The organism is Polyangium jinanense (genome assembly GCF_028435365.1).
Genome location: NZ_JAGTJJ010000006.1, coordinates 20696 through 38876, shown reverse-complemented (window position 1 = coordinate 38876; position 18181 = coordinate 20696). Strand labels below are relative to the sequence as shown.

At 69.3% G+C, this 18181-nt stretch carries 15 protein-coding genes; 4 read left to right on the top strand and 11 right to left on the bottom strand.

All coding sequences use genetic code 11. The features are described 5' to 3' along the window. The first annotated feature begins 134 nt into the window (after positions 1-134). The 3 genes from KEG57_RS15190 to KEG57_RS15180 are packed head-to-tail and all read left to right on the top strand — an operon-like array spanning position 135 to position 5187. On the top strand, positions 135-1949 hold the full coding sequence (locus KEG57_RS15190) for a hypothetical protein (protein ID WP_272418969.1): 1815 nt from the start codon (positions 135-137) through the stop codon (positions 1947-1949). Then, complete coding sequence (locus KEG57_RS15185; RefSeq protein ID WP_272458579.1) at positions 1946-3712, top strand: acetyltransferase; 1767 nt, start codon at positions 1946-1948, stop codon at positions 3710-3712. Before KEG57_RS15190 ends, KEG57_RS15185 begins: the two co-directional genes overlap by 4 nt. Before the next feature lie 23 nt (positions 3713-3735). Then, positions 3736-5187 (top strand): OmpP1/FadL family transporter, encoded by a 1452-nt coding sequence (locus KEG57_RS15180; RefSeq protein ID WP_272458578.1) that lies wholly within the window; start codon positions 3736-3738, stop codon positions 5185-5187. 81 nt (positions 5188-5268) lie between these two features. On the opposite strand, the gene KEG57_RS15175 is transcribed toward KEG57_RS15180, so the two are convergent. From KEG57_RS15175 to KEG57_RS15150, 6 genes are all read right to left on the bottom strand, one after another. Then, the gene (locus KEG57_RS15175) at positions 5269-8133 is read right to left on the bottom strand and encodes a hybrid sensor histidine kinase/response regulator (protein WP_272418974.1); all 2865 of its coding nucleotides are present in this window, start codon (positions 8131-8133) and stop codon (positions 5269-5271) included. Then, complete coding sequence (locus KEG57_RS15170) at positions 8133-8936, bottom strand: alpha/beta fold hydrolase (protein ID WP_272418976.1); 804 nt, start codon at positions 8934-8936, stop codon at positions 8133-8135. The genes KEG57_RS15175 and KEG57_RS15170 overlap by 1 nt, the downstream gene beginning before the upstream one ends. Before the next feature lie 98 nt (positions 8937-9034). Next, complete coding sequence (locus KEG57_RS15165; protein WP_272418977.1) at positions 9035-9673, bottom strand: hypothetical protein; 639 nt, start codon at positions 9671-9673, stop codon at positions 9035-9037. Between the two features lie 75 nt (positions 9674-9748). Next, positions 9749-11005, bottom strand: a complete 1257-nt coding sequence (locus KEG57_RS15160) for a metallophosphoesterase family protein (RefSeq protein ID WP_272458577.1) — start codon at positions 11003-11005, stop codon at positions 9749-9751. A gap of 21 nt (positions 11006-11026) precedes the next feature. After that, on the bottom strand, positions 11027-11740 hold the full coding sequence (locus KEG57_RS15155) for a hypothetical protein (protein ID WP_272418980.1): 714 nt from the start codon (positions 11738-11740) through the stop codon (positions 11027-11029). A gap of 65 nt (positions 11741-11805) precedes the next feature. After that, positions 11806-13227, bottom strand: a complete 1422-nt coding sequence (locus KEG57_RS15150) for an oxidoreductase (protein WP_272418981.1) — start codon at positions 13225-13227, stop codon at positions 11806-11808. 179 nt (positions 13228-13406) lie between these two features. Here KEG57_RS15150 and KEG57_RS15145 point away from each other — a divergent pair, with 179 nt between their 5' ends. Continuing rightward, entirely contained in the window at positions 13407-14315 is a 909-nt protein-coding gene (locus tag KEG57_RS15145; RefSeq protein WP_272418982.1) for an RpnC/YadD family protein, read from the top strand. Between the two features lie 13 nt (positions 14316-14328). Here KEG57_RS15145 and KEG57_RS15140 read toward each other — a convergent pair whose 3' ends face one another. Genes KEG57_RS15140 through KEG57_RS15120 form a run of 5 tightly spaced genes read right to left on the bottom strand, consistent with a single transcriptional unit; the run spans position 14329 to position 18119 of the window. Next, positions 14329-15498, bottom strand: coding sequence for an acyl-CoA dehydrogenase family protein (locus KEG57_RS15140; protein ID WP_272458576.1), 1170 nt, complete (start codon positions 15496-15498; stop codon positions 14329-14331). Beyond that, positions 15495-16349: an enoyl-CoA hydratase family protein gene (locus KEG57_RS15135; RefSeq protein WP_272458575.1), complete on the bottom strand. Its 855-nt coding sequence runs from the start codon at positions 16347-16349 to the stop codon at positions 15495-15497. Before KEG57_RS15135 ends, KEG57_RS15140 begins: the two co-directional genes overlap by 4 nt. Continuing rightward, positions 16346-16927 (bottom strand): MarR family winged helix-turn-helix transcriptional regulator, encoded by a 582-nt coding sequence (locus tag KEG57_RS55585; RefSeq protein ID WP_272418986.1) that lies wholly within the window; start codon positions 16925-16927, stop codon positions 16346-16348. Before KEG57_RS55585 ends, KEG57_RS15135 begins: the two co-directional genes overlap by 4 nt. Then, a complete protein-coding gene (locus tag KEG57_RS15125; protein ID WP_272418988.1) occupies positions 16924-17343 on the bottom strand; it encodes a RidA family protein in 420 nt (139 codons plus the stop codon). Before KEG57_RS15125 ends, KEG57_RS55585 begins: the two co-directional genes overlap by 4 nt. Before the next feature lie 17 nt (positions 17344-17360). Beyond that, positions 17361-18119, bottom strand: coding sequence for an SDR family NAD(P)-dependent oxidoreductase (locus KEG57_RS15120; protein WP_272418989.1), 759 nt, complete (start codon positions 18117-18119; stop codon positions 17361-17363). Between the last annotated feature and the right edge of the window lie 62 nt (positions 18120-18181).

Below are 18181 nucleotides of genomic sequence, written 5' to 3'. Positions count from 1 at the left end.
GTTGACGGAGCATGGCGCCGCACAACGATCTCGTTTGGAACGGGAGAAGGCGGACTGGCCCGGGGCTATGCCGCATCGCGTAAAGTGTCTCGGGCGGTCACGACCTCGTTTTCGTTCCGACGGAGATGCGCTCCATGCGGACCTCGACACGCTCCGGTTTCTGGCTCCTCTGCCTACCCCTCGTCGCTTGCGGGGGCGCCGCGAACAGCGAGGTTTTCGGCGTCGACCCGCCGGCCGAGGACGACGAGGCACAGCCGCCGCAAATTCTCGCGAATCGGTTCCTCCTCGCCCTTCCTGGTCCAGAGGTGACCGAGGAGATCACGCTGGAGCTCGACAAGTCAAAGGCGCTCGAAATGTTCGGCGAGGAGGCCGCGCGGCGCATTCGTATTCTCGACGTCGACTCCACGGCGTTGCTCGGCCACGTCCTCGACAGCATCCGCGATGCCTGCGGCACGGGCTGGAGGATCGATCGGAAAAACCCCGGATACGATTGCGCGCAAACGGCGCTCGGCCGGACGTTCGGGCCCATGTGGCGGACCTCGGCCGAATTCGGCCTCGTGCGGCTCCTCGGCATGACGCCTGCGAATACGGAGCTCTCGGGGACGAGCCTCGAGACGTTCGCGGCGCTCGTCGAGCAAAACCCGGGCACGTTCCGTTTCGATTTTCCCCAGGTGCTCGCCGAGAGCCTCGGCATCGGCCGCACGGATCCCGTCGTGCCCACGGATGCGCTCGTTCGTGCGCTCCAGGAGAACCTGCTCGGCACGCATCCGGGGATCGACAATTCCGCCGGAACACTCCCGGTGACCCTCTATGACGCCCTGAAAGACCTTTCGACGTTGCCCGAGAAATTCGGCCCCGTGCCGGGGGCGCATCCCGGCGTGCTCGTGCCGGACGACGCGTTTTTCGCCACGCGGAGCGACGTGCTCGGCCCCGATTTCCGGATGCGTGTGGTCGCCGAATCGCACCTGCGCCGCGTGCGCGGCGTCGACCTCTCGTCCGGCGGCGGCGACATGTTCGTGATGGAAGGCAGCACGCCGCTCTCGTTCGATTTCGAGGATCCCGAGCGGCTCGTGATCCAGGGCGTCGCGGACGTGCCCACGGTCGACATGCGGTTCGCGACCGTCGAGGCGGACCCTTTTATCCCGTCTTGCGAGGCCGATCCCCGCTGCCGCCCGTTTTTCCTGGAGTCGATCGTGACGAGCGGCGCGCGGCGCGCGTATGGCCGGCGTTCGTACGATCGTTGCTACGTCGAGCTGAACGGCGAATGCCTGGTCGGCGTGGAGATCGGGCAGGGCGGCGCGCCGCCGGGGTGGATCACGTTCGCGAATGCGATCCGGGGCGTGACCGTGCCGGAGCCACGATTCTTGTGGGATCTGCTCGCGGAGGTTGCGCAGATTTCGCTCCACGATCCGACGGGCGACGGCACGCCGGACATCCCCGAGGGCGCCGCGCGGCCGGTGTTCGCGCTCCAAAACGTGCCGATCGGGCCGAGCGGCGCCGAGCTCGTGCGAGCCATGCGTCCGACCTTGCAATCACAAGCGGACCTGATGGCGAACGTCATCGTCGGCAGGTTCTGGGAGAACAACCACGACCTCGATTTTTATGTGCGTCGCGGCGCGGAAGGCGGGCTGCCGCTCCTGTATTTCGTGGCGCCGTCCGATCGAAAGCCCGATCCGGCAGGATTCGATCGTCCGAAGCCGTATGCCTACGAGCGCCCCGGGTTCTTCACGAGCCCGGATCTCGCCGAGGGGAGCCGCATTTCCAGGCGGCAAATTCCGGGCGTCCTCGATACGGAGCACGAGAAGGTGCCACTTTCGCCGGGCGAGCTCGTGCTTTATGCGCAGGACGACACGCGCGACGTCTACGAGATCCGGATCCTGGTGCCCGAGGAGGAGGGACGCGACATGGTGGTCGATTTCGAGAAGGTCGCCTCGCGGAGGTCGCGATGACCACGAAACGATGCGCTGCCCTGCTCGCCCTCCTCGGCGCCTCGGCCGCGGGCTGCGTCGAGCCCGTCACGCTCGCGCCGCCCCCGCCCGAAGGCGAGCTCGCCGTGGGCGAGAGCCGCGAGGTCACCTTGCGGTTCTTGCGGCTCGACGTGGAGGATTTCGCGCAGACGCTCGGCCCGGAGGAGCTGCGTCGGTTGCCGCGAAAAACGCTCGAAGAAACCTGGCTCTTCGACATGGAGCTCCGGCCGCTCGTGGAGAATGCGCTCGATCGATTCACGCGGCTTCCCCTGGAGGAGGCGAAGGCGCTGCCGCAGCCCGCGTGGAACATGTTCGCGCTGCTCAACATGACGCCGGCGAGCGCGCGGCTCGATGGCACATCGCTCGCCGGGCTCACGGCCGTAGGCGAGGCGGTCGGGATCTCGCCGTCGCGGATCCTCGCGGATCTCGCGGGCGTGGGGCCGAACGAGCCGCTCGCTGCGCCCTCGGCCGTCACCGACGTCGTGCTCGATCAGGTTGTCGCGACGCACCCGCGCGCGCGCGTCCGCAGTGGCCCGGTGACCGCCGATCACCCCGAGGGGTTTTACGATGTGGAGAAGGGCAAGATCGCCCTGACCCTTTACGACGTGGCCACGGATTTTGCTTCCCTCTCGGAGCGGTTTGGCCGGGCGCCGCTCGATCCGGCGCGTCCGGAGGGCCCTGCGCACCCGGGGTTTCTCCGGTCCGCCTCCGGCCTCTCGACCGCCGAGGGTGGCTTCCGGATGACGGTGCGACTCGACGTGAATGCGCTGCCGTACCGGGGCATTGACGCCTCGCACGCCCGCGTCGCCAGTGTGAACTCGATCGGCGGGCAGATGGGCCACGCCTTCGATTTCTCGGATCCCCATTGGCTCGACGTTCAGGGGCTCGCGGAGGACCTCTCGATCCGGGAGATGACGATGACGATCGCGGAGGACCCGACCTACCTCGCGCCCGGGACGAGCCGCGATCCGCGGCCGCTCGGCAATTCGCCGGTCTGGAATGCAGCGCCGTGGGCCGAGGAGCGGGTCCTCGCCGAGACGGGGCGGCGCCTCGCGGCGCGGATTTCGCCCCATTGCACCACGTATTCGCCCGCGGGCGAGGTCTCCGATCCCTTCGAGGCCGTACGGGTGTGCATCGACGCGGAAGGCTGGGTGAAGATCGACGTGGATCCGAGCGTGATCCTCACAGTGCCGCCGCCGCAGCCATCCTATTACTGGGACATGCTGCTCGAAGTCGCGCAAGCGCGCATGCACGACGGCGGGCTCGTGGAGGGCGAGGCGAATGTGGTGATGCCCGTGCACGACGTGCCCGTCGGCGTGCGGACGGAGGAGGTCGTCGCGCGGATCCGGGAGAACATCGAGACGAACCCCGCGGCGCTCCGGGACATGGCCGAGGCGCTGACGCAAAACACCCGCGGCGACGCCGATTTCTTTTACGTGCAGCCCGAGGGCACCGCCGAGGATTGGCTCTATTTCGTGGCGCCCGAGGACATCCGCAAGGACGCGGAGGGCAAACCCGTCCGGCCGTATGCCTACACGACCCCGGGTTTCTTTGCGGATCCCACGCTCACGCGGAAGGTCTCCTCGCGTGTCGAGCTCGACGGGGACACCACGCACGAAAAGGTGCGTATCGAGCCGGGCGATCGGCTCTACGTGAAGGACGCCGAGGGGCGCGTCTTCGAGATCGTCGCGGAGGAGAAGCCGAGCCTGCACAGGCTCGCGCTCGTCGTGACGCGCGCGTCGTGAATCGATCGAAGGGGGAGAGCATCATGTCACGTCGTCCGCTGCGTATCGCGTCCCTGCCCCTCGTCCTCGGCTCGCTCGTCGCATCTCAAAGCGCGGGCGCCTCCGGGCTCGACGCGCCGCTCGTGGGGAGCGGGCAATCCGGGCCGACGATCTCCGATGGCGCAGCCATCCACTGGAACCCCGCTGCGCTCGCCGATATCGAGCGCCCCGAGCTTTTCGGCGGCGCGGGCCTCGTCGCAGGGAGGGTCGGGTATCGTCGCGAGCGGCGTGGGGTTTACCAGACGCCCGACAGCTTGCGATTGCGCGGCCCCATGGCGACCGGCGAGACGGACCCCGGCAAGCGAGGTTTTTCCGAGGAGGTGGCGGCGACGCCCCTCGCGCCGACAGGGGATCTTTTCTTCGCGTTGCCCATGGCTCAGCGCCGGCTCGTCCTCGGGCTCGGCGCGTACGTGCCTTATGCGGCAGCCCTCGACTTTCCGGCGAACGGTCCGCAGGCGTGGCAGCTCCAGCAGGCCTTCATCGTGGCGTCCTACGTGACCGCGAGCGCGGCCCTGCGCGTCCTGCCAAACCTCTCGTTCGGCGCGGGCGTCTCGTACGTGGGCGGGCTCGCGAGCCTCCGCAAGAAGCAAGATCTGGCGGAGCTGCCTGAAATCCAGCACGCGTTCTCGAATCCACCGATTGGCCAGCCAAACGAGTTCGGGCCGAACGCGCCTAGCCACGTGCGTGAGCTCGACGTGCTGTCTCGGCCCTTTTCGCTCACGAACGCCCTGAGCCACGGGGTCTCCTTCAATGTTGGCGTTCTGTATCAGCCCTCCGCGGACGTGCGCCTCGCGCTCGCCTACCAGCACGGCGCGCAGATGCGTTATCGCGGCCGCTTCGCGCTCGACAAGAACGATCCGTTTTTCACGCAGGACCTCGCCGCGCAGGGGCTCCGATATCCGCCCCTCGTGGAAGGAGACGCCGAGCTTGCGTTCCGGCTCCCGAAGCGGATCACGGCCGGCGCGTCGTATCAGGCGACGAGCGCCTTCCGCGTCGACGGGTTCGTCCAGTACGTCACCTATTCGGACGTGGACGCGTTCGTCGTGACGTCCCGATCGCCTTCGCTCGCGCAGCCGAAACTCGGGATCGGCCCCTCGGTGCGGGCGATCCTGCCGCGGAAATGGAACGACACGGTGTGGGTGGAGGCCAATGGGCGGTTCGCGATCTCGCGGCTTTTCACGATGTCGGCGACGGTCGGGTATCAATCGCCGGCCTCACCCGACGAGACGATCGACGTGGGCTCGCCGGACGGGCACCGTTTCATCGGCGGCCTCGGGGCCGTGGTCCGGGCGACGCAATGGCTCGACCTGCACGCCGACGCGCGCGCGCAGGGGATCCTGCCGCGGACGGTGACGACCTCGCGGAGCGACGTCGCCAATGGCAGGTACACGATGGCGATCGGATACCTCGGCGGGCATGCGAAAGCGCGGTTCTAGCGCCGCCGGCGTGCGCGTCGACATTCCGAAGGGCACCCGCGTGCTCTCTGCGCAATCGTTCCCGCACCCGCGGGACCGGACCTAGCACCTCGATAGGAGGGCCGCCGCTGTGCGCACGTGCTCGTCGAAGGCCGCCTCGATGAGCCGCCCGAGGCCCTCGTGCTGGCCTTCCCGGGCCGCCCGCTCGACGTCGGCGGAGCGGCGCGAGAGGCGCGTGGCGCCCATCATGCCGGCGCTGCCTTTGAGGTTGTGCGCGAGGCGCTCGAGCGTGCGGAAGTCCCCTTCCGAAAGCGCGGCGGCCATGTCCTCCACGGTGCGCCGCGAATCCCGGACGAAATCGGCGACCAGCGTCGCGAGCGGGTTTTCCTCGTCGAACGACGCGACGAGCCGGATCCGTTCGAAGGCCTCCTCGTCGAGGACAGGCTCGTCCGGGTCCCGTGGGGCCGGGATCTGCGAGGGCGCGAGCGTCTTCGGCCGTTCGAGGGCCGAGCGCGTGAGCGCGGCGACGAGCTCCTCGATACGAATGGGCTTGGAGACGAAATCGTCCATGCCCGCCGCGAGGCATTCCTTCTGGTCCTCGTGCATCGCGTTCGCCGTCATCGCGACGATGCGGGGCCTGCCCCGGAAGGGGCCCGGAGCGCGGAGGCGGCGGGTGGCTTCGAGGCCGTCCATTTCGGGCATCTGGACGTCCATGAAGACGACGTCGTATTCCTTGCGCGTGACGGCCTCGATGACCTCCAGGCCGTTCGCCGCGATGTCCACGCGATAGCCGAGCCGCTGGAGCAGGAGGCTCGCGACTTTCTGGTTGACCACGTTGTCCTCGGCGAGGAGGATCCGCAGCGGGTGGCGCTCGCCGAGCGAAGGATCCATCGCCGAGGCCCGCGGGGCGCGCGAGGGGCGCGCGACCGATTGCGAGAGCGCGCGCATGATCGCGTCGAAGAGGCTCGATTGTTTGATGGGCTTCGAGAGGCAGGTGGCGCCGAGCCGCGCCGCCTCCCGATGCGTGGCGAGGTCGCTCGACGTGAGCAAGAGGAAGGGCAGCTCCGCGAGCCGAGGATCCTGGCGAATGGCGGCGCCGAGCTCGAAGCCATTCATGCCCGGCATGGCGACGTCGAGCAGCGCCAGGGCGACCGGCAAGGGCTCGTCCGGCGGCAGGACCTCGGCGCGGCGCCGGAGCAGGTCGAGGGCCTCGTCGCCGGACGCGGCGAGCATCGGCGTGAGGCCAAAGGCGCGCGTCTGGTCGGCGAGGATGCGCCGGTTCGTGGCGCTGTCGTCGACGATGAGGACGTGTTTGCCCGAGAGATCCTGGCCCGCGATGGCGAGGGCCTCCGAGAGATCCCGCCCGACGTCGTGCGCGGGGGTGGTCTCGATCGTGAAATGGAACGTCGTGCCGACGCCCTCCTCGCTCTCGACCCGGATCTTCCCGTGCATGAGCTCGACGAGGCGCTTGCAGATCGCGAGGCCGAGGCCGGTGCCGCCATACCTGCGGGAGATCGAGGCGTCGACCTGGGAAAACGATTGAAACAGCCGCCCGAGGCGGTCTTTCGGGATGCCGATGCCGGTGTCGCGCACGGAAACCTGAAGGGCGAGTTTTCCGGGCGACGAGGGCTCGTTCGCGGGGACGATCTCCACGAGGACCTCACCCGCGGCGGTGAATTTGACCGCGTTGCCGAGGAGGTTCACCAGGATCTGCCGGAGGCGGGTCACGTCGCCGAAGATGCCGGGCGGCATGTGTGGGTCGATGAAGGCGCCGAGTTCGAGGCCCTTCTTGCGCGCCGCGACGGCCACGAGGTCGAGGGCCTCCTCCACGCAGGGGCGGAGCGCGAAGGGCTGCTCTTCGAGGTCCATCAGGCCCGCCTCGATCTTCGAGAAATCGAGGATGTCGTTGATGATGGTGAGCAGCGCCTCGCCGCTCTGACGGATGGTCTCGACGACGTCGCGCTGGTCCTCGCCGAGCGGGGTATCGAGCAAAAGCCCCGTCATGCCGAGGACGGCGTTCATGGGCGTCCGGATCTCGTGGCTCATCGTGGCGAGGAACCGCGATTTCGCCGCATTGGCGAGGTCCGCCTCCCGGCGCGCTCCTTCGAGCGCGGCGTTTTTCGCTTCGAGTTCCTCGCTCGCGAGGTGCTGCGCGGTGACGTCGATGAAGAGCCAGAGCCTGCCGCGGTGCTCGCGCTCGCCCGTGGCCGTGCTGGAGATGCTGAGGACGCGGCGCGGCGGCCCTGCGAAGACCCACCGCGCGTCGCGGAGCTCACCGTCCCGCTGGTTCATCACGGCAAGCGCGCTCCGCCGGAGGCCGGCGCGGTCCTCGGCGCGGCTCCAGAGGCCGGCCATCGCGCGGGCCACGCGGGCCGGCTCGTGCGCGCCCTCGGGCAGGCCGAGGAGCGCGGCCGCGGCCTCGTTCACCCACGCCTCGGACCCGCGGTCGTCCACGAAGACGAGGCCATGCGGGAGGGTCTGGAAGACGGCGTCGAAGCGGGCCGAGGCCGCCGCGGCAAGCTCGGTCTTCTGCACGTGCCGCACGAGCAGGTGGAGGAGGGGCAGGACGGAGACGAGGGCGCGCTGCTCCTCCTCCGAGAAGGGCGCGATCTCGCGGCGGACGAGGGCGAGGCCGCCCGCGTCCTCGGCAGACGACCAGGGCAGGATGGCGAGGCTGCCGCGGAGGCTCCGCGGCAAGCCCATCTCGCAGGTGACGACCGTGTTGAAGACGGGGCGGGCGGATTCGAGCGCGCCGGCGAAGATGGCGGCGTGCGTCATGCCATCCGGCAGGACGCCGGCCGGGGCGCTCGCGAGCGCGACGGCCGTGACGGGATCGATCCGGCGGAGCGCGAAGACCGCGTCGGCGTGGAAGCGCTCGTGGAGGACGGCGAGCACGCGGGGAAGCGCGGCGTCGGGCTCCCCGGCGCCGAGCGCGGCGAGCAGGGCTTCGGGCGTGCTCGTGGCCATCACGCGGAGGCGGCGAACGAGAGGATCGCGCTCGTCACCTGCTCCGGGGCGCTCCAGTGCGGCGTGTGGCCGGTCGCGTCGAGGACATGGAGCTCGGCGCGGGGAATGTGGCTCGCGAGGAACGTGCCGACCGACATGGGGACGGCGACGTCCGCCTGCGACTGGAGCACGAGCGTCGGGACCTCGAGGTTCGGGAGATCCGCGCGGTGGTCGGACTCGAAGATGATGTGGGCGACGGTGAGGGCGATGTCCGGCCGCATCGCGAGCAGGGTGTGGGCGAAGTCGCGGGCGAGGTCCGGTTTGTCGGGGTTACCCGTCACGATCGGGGCGAACCCACTGGCCCAGGCGTGGTAGTTCGTCTGCATCGCCTCGTAGAGCCCGTCGAGGTCGGCCCGCTTGAAGCCTCCCTCGTAGCCCTCGTCGTCGAGGTAGCGGGGCGAGGCGCCGAGCAGGACGAGCTTGCGGAAGCGGCGCGGCTCTTCGATCGCGGCGAGCAGGCCGATCATGCCGCTCATCGAGTGGCCGACGAAGACCACGTCTTCGAGGGCGAGCTCCTCCAGCAGGTTGAGCACGTCGATCGCGTAGCTGCGCAGGCTCTGGTAGCGGCGCGGGCTGTAGGCGGAGAGGTCCGAGCGCCCCGCGCCCACGTTGTCGAAGACGAGGACGCGGTGCCGTTCGGCGAGGGCGGGCATCTGGTGCCGCCATGCCGTCTGGTCGGTCCCGAACCCGTGGGCGAGGACGATCGTCGTGTCGCCAGCGCCGAGGATGCGCGCGTTGTTTTGCTGGGAAGGAGCGAGAGGCATGGGGGGCTCGTCGAGGTTACGAGCCCTGCGCGAGGAAAGGAAGGGAATGGCCGCGTGGAAAGGGGGCGAGGATCGTGCCCTCGCTTTCCCCGGAGGCGTCAAAATACGAGCGCGATCGCCAGGGCTTCCTCGACGTTGTGGATCGGCTGCTTGTTCACGAAGACCGGCGCGTAGGTGGCGCTGACCTTGGCGACGAACAGCGGCGCGATCCACCATTCGAGCTTGGCCGTGGCCTCGGGCGCGAGGGGAAAGCCGAGCGCTTCCTCGGTGCCGGCGTCGGGGGTCGTCTGGAAGTCCGCGTCGACGAGCTTTTGGCTCGCGGAGAAGCGGCCGATGCGCACGGCGGCGCCGAACACGAGGGCGATGGGCCAATCGAGCTCGCGCAGACGGAAGTTGATGCCGGGCGCGACCGAGAGCTGCGCGAAGTCGGGCACGCCGGCGTTCGGGTCGATGGCCGTCTGGAAGCGGGCGACGACCGGGATCGAAAAATGCGGTCCGAGGTGCAGCTCGAGCGCGGCGCGGGGGTAGATGCCCGGGACGAGCCCGCCTTGCCCGACGACCTGGTAGACGCCGGCGCCGGCCTCGATGTGGAAGCCGATGCCGGCCAGGCCGTACTTCGGCTTGAGCCGCCGCGGATCTTCATCGTCGTCGGCGCGGGCCGCGCTCGAAAAGAGCAGCAGGGCGGCGCAAGAGAGCGAGAGGAGGCCGGCTTTTCCCAGGCAAACGCCGCGTCGCATGGAGATTTAGTATCGAGGAGGGCTTCTCGGCGTCAAGGAGCGTTCGCCGAGACGATCACATTTTGGGGCGATGCGTCAGGGGCCTTCGAGGGTGAAGGTATCCCAGACGGCCCCTTTGTCGTCAATCACCTGGCCGGAGAGCGTCGTGCCCGTTGCGTCGAGGACGACGGCGTGGCGGACGGTGCCCGACGCGGCGCGCATCGCGCAGATGGGGCGATCGACGTTCTCGTCCACGTTCGCGAGCGAGGCGCCGCCGCCGCCCGTCGTGATCCACGTGATGTCGGGGAAAGCGAATCGCTCGTAGCCGTGCATGTGGGCCTGGATCACGAGCTTCACCCCGTGCTGCACGAAGAGCGGTTCGAGCTCGGCGCGTGTCGCGGGATCGTCGGATTTGTCCCCGCATGTGACGATCGGCTTGTGGAGAAAGACCACCGAGAATCGATACCCGGGCTTCGACGCCGCGTCGGCGAGGGATTGGGAGAGCCATTGTCCCTGTTCGGAGGCGAGGCCGAGGGGTTGTTCCGTGTCGAGGGAGAAGAACCACACGCCGCCCGATTCGAAGCGGTAATGGTCGCCCGCGCCGTCGAACCCGGCGTTGCCGAAGAAGCGTCGATAATAGGCCTCGTATTCCTCGGGGACCTCGAGCTCGTGATTGCCGAGGGCCGGGAAAAACGCGCCCTGCGCGAGCATGGGGCGCATGGCGGGGAACCAGGACGCGTAGGTCTCGAGGCCGGATTCGTAATATTGAATGTCGCCGCCGTGCAGCGTGAAATCGGGGTTCATCGGCAGGACCTTGTCGAGCACCTTCAAGGTGAGACGATTGAGGCCCGGGTTCGTGTCGCCGATGGCGAGGAAGCGGAGATCCGCGCCGTCGGGTTTGGCGGCGCAGACGCGGCCTTTCGCCGCGGGATCGGCGGCGAGGTGGTATTCGACGCAAGCGCCGGGCGTGAGGTTCGAAAGGACGGCCTCGTGGGTCCAGTAGGTGCCGGCCTCGTCGGGCGGCGCGCTCGGATCGAGGACCGCTTTGCGTGTCGTGGGGACCTCGTACGTCGTGACGGTCGAGGTCGCTTCGCGCGCCTCGCCGCCCTCGGGCGTGAAGACGACCCCGCCCGCGACGCCTTCCCGGCACGCCTCCCAGCGGACGACGGCGGAGGTGCGATCGACGCGGAGCGACCACGGTCCCTTGCTCACGCCGGTGCCCGGACAGCGATCGTCCGTGGGCGGGGGCGGAGGAGGAGGCTCGGCGGGGGAGGGATCGCTGCAACCTGCGGCGAGCGAGGCGGCGATTCCGAGGACGGCGAGGAGGCGAGGGGAAGGGGCGGGCGTCGGCATGCGCCCGCAGTGTACTCCCGCTCAGGGCGTCGAGGTGAACTTGCCGGTGCGAACTTGTTGGAGGACGAACGAGCTTTCGCTGTCGAAGGCGGAGTCCGGGGTGCCGCGGCGCGAGCGGGTCATCTCGATGTTGACGTCGCACGTGGGAGGCGGCTGGTCCATCGTGCCCGTGACCTTCAGCGAATTGGCCGGGATCGTGTGCTTGCCGGTGTCGCCGGGGACGTCGATGGTTTCGAGGAAGATGCAGGGGCCGTTGAGCTCGATGCGCACGTCGTCGTTCGAGCCGGACGGGGTCCAGGTGACCTCGAGAGCGGCGGCGCGCGAGGCGGACGTCTGGGCAAGGGTGAGCGTGAAGGGCGCGGGCAAGGTGCCGCGGCTCGAGGGCGCATTGTCGCCGTCCGCGCGCTGGAGGTCGACGGCGAACTCGGTGCCTTCGGCGGCGGTGTCGAACTCGGCCTCGTAGACGCCGGTATCCTGGGTCTGCATCTCGACGCGCTTGTCACCCCCCGAGGCGAAGATGCGGTCGCCGCCCGAGAGGTCGACGTAGGTGTTGCTCTCGTCGCCGCCCACCTTGAGCGTGGCGATGAGGCGGGTCTCGGTATCGCTTTCGGCGGTGGCGGAGAGGATGGCCGCGATGCCGCCGGTCTTGACGTTCTGCGAGTCGACCGTCTCCTTGCAGCCCGAAAGGACGCCGAGGCCGACGAGGGCGAATGCGGTGAGGCAACGTGTATTCATGGAAAGCCACTCTTTCTTCAAGGGCGCCCGCGGGGCGGGGCGCTGCTCCGGTAAGAATACACGAATCACCGATCCCAGCGGGGGGCGACGAGCCTGCGGTTTCCCTCTGCGCTGCGCGGCGCGTCCGGATCGTCGAGATCCTGACGATCCCAGAGCTGGCAGGTGACCTGGCGGTGGCGCTGATCGAGCGCCTCGCAGTAATTCGAGTAGATGCAGCGTCGCACCTCGGCGCCGCGGCCTTCGCGGTGCTTCTGGAACCAGTCGGGATCGGCGAGGGATTGGCGCGCCGCGGCAATGAGATCGGCCTCGCCGCGGGCGAGGATCGATTCGGCCTGGACGAACGTGCCAATGCCGCCGGCGGCGACGGTGGGCGTTTCGAGGCCCTCGGCGCGGAGGGCGGCGCGAATGCGGGCCTGCTTTTCGACGTGGCGCGCGAAGGGGCCACGCGCGTCGGAGAGGGCGGTGGGCATGCACTCGTAGCCGCTCGGCCCGGTGTAGGGATAGGCGGCCTCGCCGACCTTGGGTTGCTTCGAATCCTCGAATTTGCCGCCCGTGGACAGGGAAATAAAATCCATGCCGGCGCGGGCGAAGAGGAGGGCGTAATGGATCGCGTCGTCGATGCGGCTGCCGCCTTCGATGATCTCGTCGCAGAGGAAGCGGCATCCGACGGTATACGAGCGGCCGACGGCCTCGCGCACGGCGGCATGGACCTCGAGCGGTAGGCGGGCGCGTGCGTCGCGCGAGCCGCCATAACCGTCCTTTCGATCGTTCCGGGCGGAGAGGAACGAGGCCATCGTGTAGGCGTGCGCGTAATGCAGCTCGACGCCGTCGAACCCGGCGTCCTTCGCGCGTTTTGCGGCCTCGGCGAAGAGCGAAGGCAGGGTGCGGGGAAGGTCGCGAATGTGGGGCTCGTGGACGTCGGTGACACGCTCGCGCGCCCCGAAGCGGAGCGCTTCGAGCTCGCGGGGATCGAGGATCCGATCGAGCATGTCGTCGCTTGTGGTCCGCAAAAACTCGCGGATGCTCGCGTCGGGGGCTTCGGCCCACCAGGCGTCGCCGGTCTCGCGCTCCAGGTTCTTCCGGTGCGCCGGGGTGAGGGCGAGGTGCGTCTCCAGGAATTTTTCGTGCGGCGGGCGCCTGCGGATGCGCAGGAAATCGATGATCTGGAGGAAGAGGCGGGTGCGGCCGCCGCTCGTTTCGCGGACGCGGCGCGTGAGCTCGGTGAGCCCGGGGACGAACCGATCGTGCCCGATGCGCAGGAGCGGCCCGCTCGGGACGTCCCGGATCCCGGTTGCCTCGACAACGAGCACGCCCGGCTGTCCCTCGGCGAAGCGGCCGTACCAGTCGAGCACGTCCTTCGTGACGAACCCCTCCTCCGTCGCGCGCCACGGGACCATGGCGGGCACCCAGGTGCGATCGGCGAGCGTGAGGCCGGAGGCGAGGGTGAGCGGCGAGAAGAGGCGCGAGCGAGCGGCCTCGTCGGCCATGGGAGGCCGGTCCTCGGGGAGGGGATGGCGGATGCGCTCCTTTGGCTTCCACATGGCGGGATGGGGGAGGAAAGACTCCGAACCACGTGCGGGCCGAAGCGCAAGGAAAAACCGGTAGGCGTCGCAAATTTGCCGCGCAACGCGCAGGGTTTTACCGTGGAGTTTCGCAGCGCCAAACCATGGAGTCCTTCGACCAGTCCCTGAAGTATTTGCTGCAGCACAGGCCCGAGGCCTTCCTGCAGTTCGGGCTCGGCGACCCGACGATCCAGGTGCTCGGCCCGTTACCGAGTGATCTGCCCGCGCGCGGGCGCGACATCGACGGCAGTTACCTGATCGTCCGCGATGGCACGCGCACCGTGGCGCACCTCGAGTTCCACCGCCGGCACCAGGGGAGCACCGAGCTCTCCATCGACATCGCCGAGGCGCAGATCCGCCTCTACCGCCGCGAGCGTCTCCCCGTGCTCTCGCAGGTCTGGGACCTCTATGGCGCCGCGGACGAACCCGTCGTGACCGAGTGCGGGCTTCGGTACGGCGCGTCCCTGGAGACGAGCGCATCGCAGGCGATTTACCAGCGGATCAACTTGCGCGCGCTCGGCTGGGAGGAGCTTCTCTCGCAGGCGCCGTTTCCGCTCTGGCCGCTGGTCACGTTGACGCGGAATGGCGCCGACCAGGAGGTGGTGCGCGAGGCGTGTGGTAGAATCGAGACGAAGACGGAGCTGAGTCCAGGCGAGCGCGCGGATTATCTGGCGGTGCTGTGGTTCGTGGCCGAGGCGGAAGACGTGCCGACCCGGCTGCTGAAGATGTACATCTCGGAGGAACGACTCATGGCAAGCGAGCTGTACCAGAGCATCTTCTCGAAAGGTGAGGCGAAGGGGGAGGCCACGGGCGAGATACGGATCCAAGCGGAGACGGTCATCCGGATCCTGAGCCGCCGTCTGGGCGTGCTCGAGCCGGCGGTTCGCGAGTGGATCCGACTGGCTTCCGATCGAGAGAGGCTGGGGACCTGGTACGACATGGCGCTCGTCGCCGACGACGCCGAGGCCGCGAATCGATTGGTCGAGACGATCCGGAAGGCGCAGCACCCCTGACGACGGCCGCTCCTCAGCCGAGGAGCGCCTTCGCGATGACGAGCTTCTGGATCTCCGTCGTCCCCTCGTAGATGCGCAGCGGCCGGATTTCCCGATAGAGCCGCTCCACCTCGCTCCCTTCGAGCACGCCGATCCCGCCGTGGAGCTGCACCGCCTTGTCGATGATGCGCTGCGCCGCCTCGGTCGCGTACATCTTGCCCATCGCGGCCAGGCTCGTGACGCGCTCGCCCGTGGTGTCGCGTCGATGCGCGGCGCGCGCCACGAGCAGACGCGCCGCGTCGAGCTCCGTCGCCATCTCCGCGAGGTACGCCTGCACGATCTGCCGATCCGCGAGCGGCGCGCCGAACTGGCGCCTGCGTTTCACGTGATCGAGCGTCGCCGTGAGCGCCCGCGCGGCCATCCCGTTCGCCGCCGCGCCCACCGAGATGCGGAACGCGTCGAGCGTCTCCATCGCGATGCGGAAGCCCGCGCCCACGTGCCCGAGCACGTGCTCGTTCGGCACCCGGCAGGCTTCGAGGCGCAGGCGGCCGATCGGATGCGGCACGCTCATCGGCAGCGGCTCGAGCGTCAGGCCCGGCGTGCCCTTGGGCACGTAGAACGCCGTGATCCCCTTCCGGCCGAGCGAGGGATCGGCGTTCGCGAAGACCACGTGATGGGAGGCGATGGGCACGTTCGAGATGAGCGTCTTTTCCCCGTCGAGCACCCAGCTCTCGCCGTCCTTGCGCGCGACCGTACGCAAGGAGGCGACGTCGCTGCCCGCTTCGGGCTCGGTGAGCGCGAACGCCCCGAGGCGACGGCCTCGGACGACGTCGGGCACGACCTCGGCGATGAGGTCCTGCGAGCCGCCGAGGAGGATCGGGTAGGTGCCGAGGCCCTGCACCGCGAAGATCGAGTCGGCCTGCGCGGAGATCTGGCCGAGCGCCTCGCGCACGAGGACGAGCGCGCGCACGTCGATGTACGCGAGATCGACGGGGCGGCCCGTCGTGGCGCCGCCGTAGGCCTCGGGCACGAGGTACGCGTAGAGGCCGAGGGGATCGCCGAGGAGGCGCGCGATCTCGCCCGGATCCTCGGTCGTCGCGAGCACGTCGAGGTGCTCGCCCTGGAGCCGCGTCGCGAGCTCGTGGTGGCGTTGCTCGAAGAAGGGCGCGAGGTCCGGGACCGAGAGTGTGAAGCGCGAGCTCATGTTTCGCTCCCTGCGTCGGCCTTCGGCGCGGCCGGCGGCGGATCGCAGATCTCCGCGCCGAGGAAGCGGGCCGGGCGCTTCACCTTGTTCGCCTCGTAGGCTTCGCGGAAATCGGGGTGCGCCATGCAGAGCGCCTGCGCCTGCGCTTCGGCCTCGATCGCGGCGGCGAGGGTCAGGCCGTGCTCGCTCTCGAGCATCTGCTTCGTCATGCGATGCGCGAAGGTCGGGCCCTTCGCGAGGCGCTCGGCCCAGCCGCGGGCCGTCGCGAGGACGTCGGCGTCGGGCACGACGCGGTTCGCAAGTCCGATGCGGTGGGCCTCCTCGGCGCCGATCAGATCCCCGAAGAACAGGATCTCCGCGGCCCTCCCGCGGCCGACGATGCGGGGCAGGAGGAACGAGGCGCCCATGTCCGCGCCCGAGAGCCCGACGCGCGGGAAGATGAAGCCGATACGCGCGCTCTCCGCGAAGATGCGCAGATCGCAGGCCGCGGCGATGACCGCGCCCGCGCCCACGGCGACGCCGTTCACCGCCGCGATCACGGGGCGACGCAGCTCCGCGATGCTCTGGATGAGGGCGCCCGTCACGCGCGTGAACTCGACGAGGCCTGTGATGTCGCGCGCGAAGAGCTCGGCGATGATGCCTTCGACGTCGCCGCCCGAGCAGAAGCCGCGGCCCTTGCCGGTGATCACCACGGCGCGCGCGTCGTCGGCCTTCTCCAGCGAGCGGAAGGTCTGGGCGAGCTCGCCGTACACCTCGAACGTGAGCGCGTTCAGGCGCTCGGGCCGGTTCAGGGTGATCTGGGCGATGCCGCGGGATATTTCGAGGTCAAAGGTCTTCGGCGAGAGGGTCACGTCTCTTCCTCGGATTTGGCGCGGGCGCGGCGCCTGCCCGTGCCGCGCTCGGGGGTGCGGCGTGCCTCGCCGCGCGGGCCGCGGACGGCCGAGAGCTCGGGTCCACGGATGGTTTGTCGTACCTTGTCGAGCATCCGCACGAGGCTCGACATCTCGTTGCCGCTGAGCGCGGAGAAGAGCTTGGAGACGCGCGCGGCGTGGCGGCGCTCGGCGCGCTGGAAGGCGAGCTGGCCCTTCGGGGTGAGGTGCACGCGCCAGGCGCGCCGATCGTTCGGATCGGCCCGGCGCTCGACGAGCCCGTCGCGCGCGGCGCGATCGACGAGGCCCGTGATGTTGCCCGCCGTCACCAGCATCGAGCGCGAGAGCGACGCGAGGGTCTGCCCGTCCTCGCGCACCAGGTTCGAGAGCAGATCGAAGCGCGGCAAGGTCATCTCGTGCTCGAGGTCGTCGCGGATCGCGGCGAGCGCGGCCTTTTGCACGGCGAGGATGCGCACCCACGCGCGCACGGCGGGGTTCTGCTCGCCCTTGCCCGCGGGCTGCGCGCTCACGGGCCTGCGGGTCGGCGCGCCTCGCCTCACGCGGGATCCTGAGCTCCACGAAGCACGGCCACGGCCTCGATCTCGACCTTGGCGCGTGGCTCCACGAGGCCCGCGACCCCGAGCAGCGCCATCGCGGGGAAGTGCTTGCCGAGCCGCGTGCGCCATGCCTGTCCGATCGCCTTCAGCGACCCGCGGTAGGCGTCGAGATCCGTCACGTACACGGTCATCTTGGCGAGATCCGTGGGGCTCCCGCCGGCGGCGCGCACGACGGCGATCACGTTGTCGAGCGCCTGCGCGAACTGCTCGGCGAGGTCGTCGGTCTCGAACTCGCACCGCGCGTTCCAGCCGACCTGGCCGGCCACGAAGAGCGTGGGCCCCGAGACCAGGGCGCCGTTCGAGTATCCCTTCGGAGGCAAGAAGCCCTCCGGGTTCACGAAAGTGAGCTTGTCGTTCATGGCCATCTCCGTTCGCCCTATTTCATGACCTGGCCGCCGTCGATGGGGATGGCCTGGCCGTGCACGCTGCGGGCCTCGTGCGCGCAGAGCATCGCAACGACGTGGGCGATCTCCTCCGGCTCGGCGAAGCGCTGCTGCGGCGACATGTTCGCGAGGATCTTGTGCGCGGCCTCGGCGCTGCGGCCGGTCTTCTGCGCGATCCGCGAGGTCGCCTCCTCGCCCATGCGTGTCCGCGTCCATCCCGGGCACACGGCGTTGACCGTGACGGGCGACTTCGCGATCTCCACGGCGAGCGCGCGCGTCATTCCGACCATCGCGTGCTTCGAAGCGCAGTAGGCCACGCTGTAGCCATACCCCACGAGGCCCGCGTTCGAGGCGACGTTGATCACGCGGCCGAAGCCACGCTCGATCATGCCGGGGACGAACGCACGGCAGAGCGCGAAGGCGCTCGTCACGTTCACCTCGAGCAGATTGTCCCAGAGCTCGTCCGTCGTGCGGTCGAAGGGCACGGACTCCGCGAAGCCCGCGTTGTTCACGAGCACGTCGACGGGACCCACGGCGTGGACGGCCTCGATCGCGGCCTTCACGCTCGCGCGATCGTTCGCGTCCATGCGCACGGCGACGCCGCCGATCTCGTTCGCGACCTCGTCGATCTCGGGCTGGGTGCGGCCTGTGACGAGAACGCGCGCGCCCTCGCGGGCGAGCCGCTCGGCGATGGCCCGGCCGATCCCGCGACCACCGCCCGTGACCAGGGCATTTTTTCCGGCGAGGTACATGGCGCACGTATAAAAGATTCACATCTAAAGTACAATGCGGCCGAGCGGGCGTGGGCGGGGAA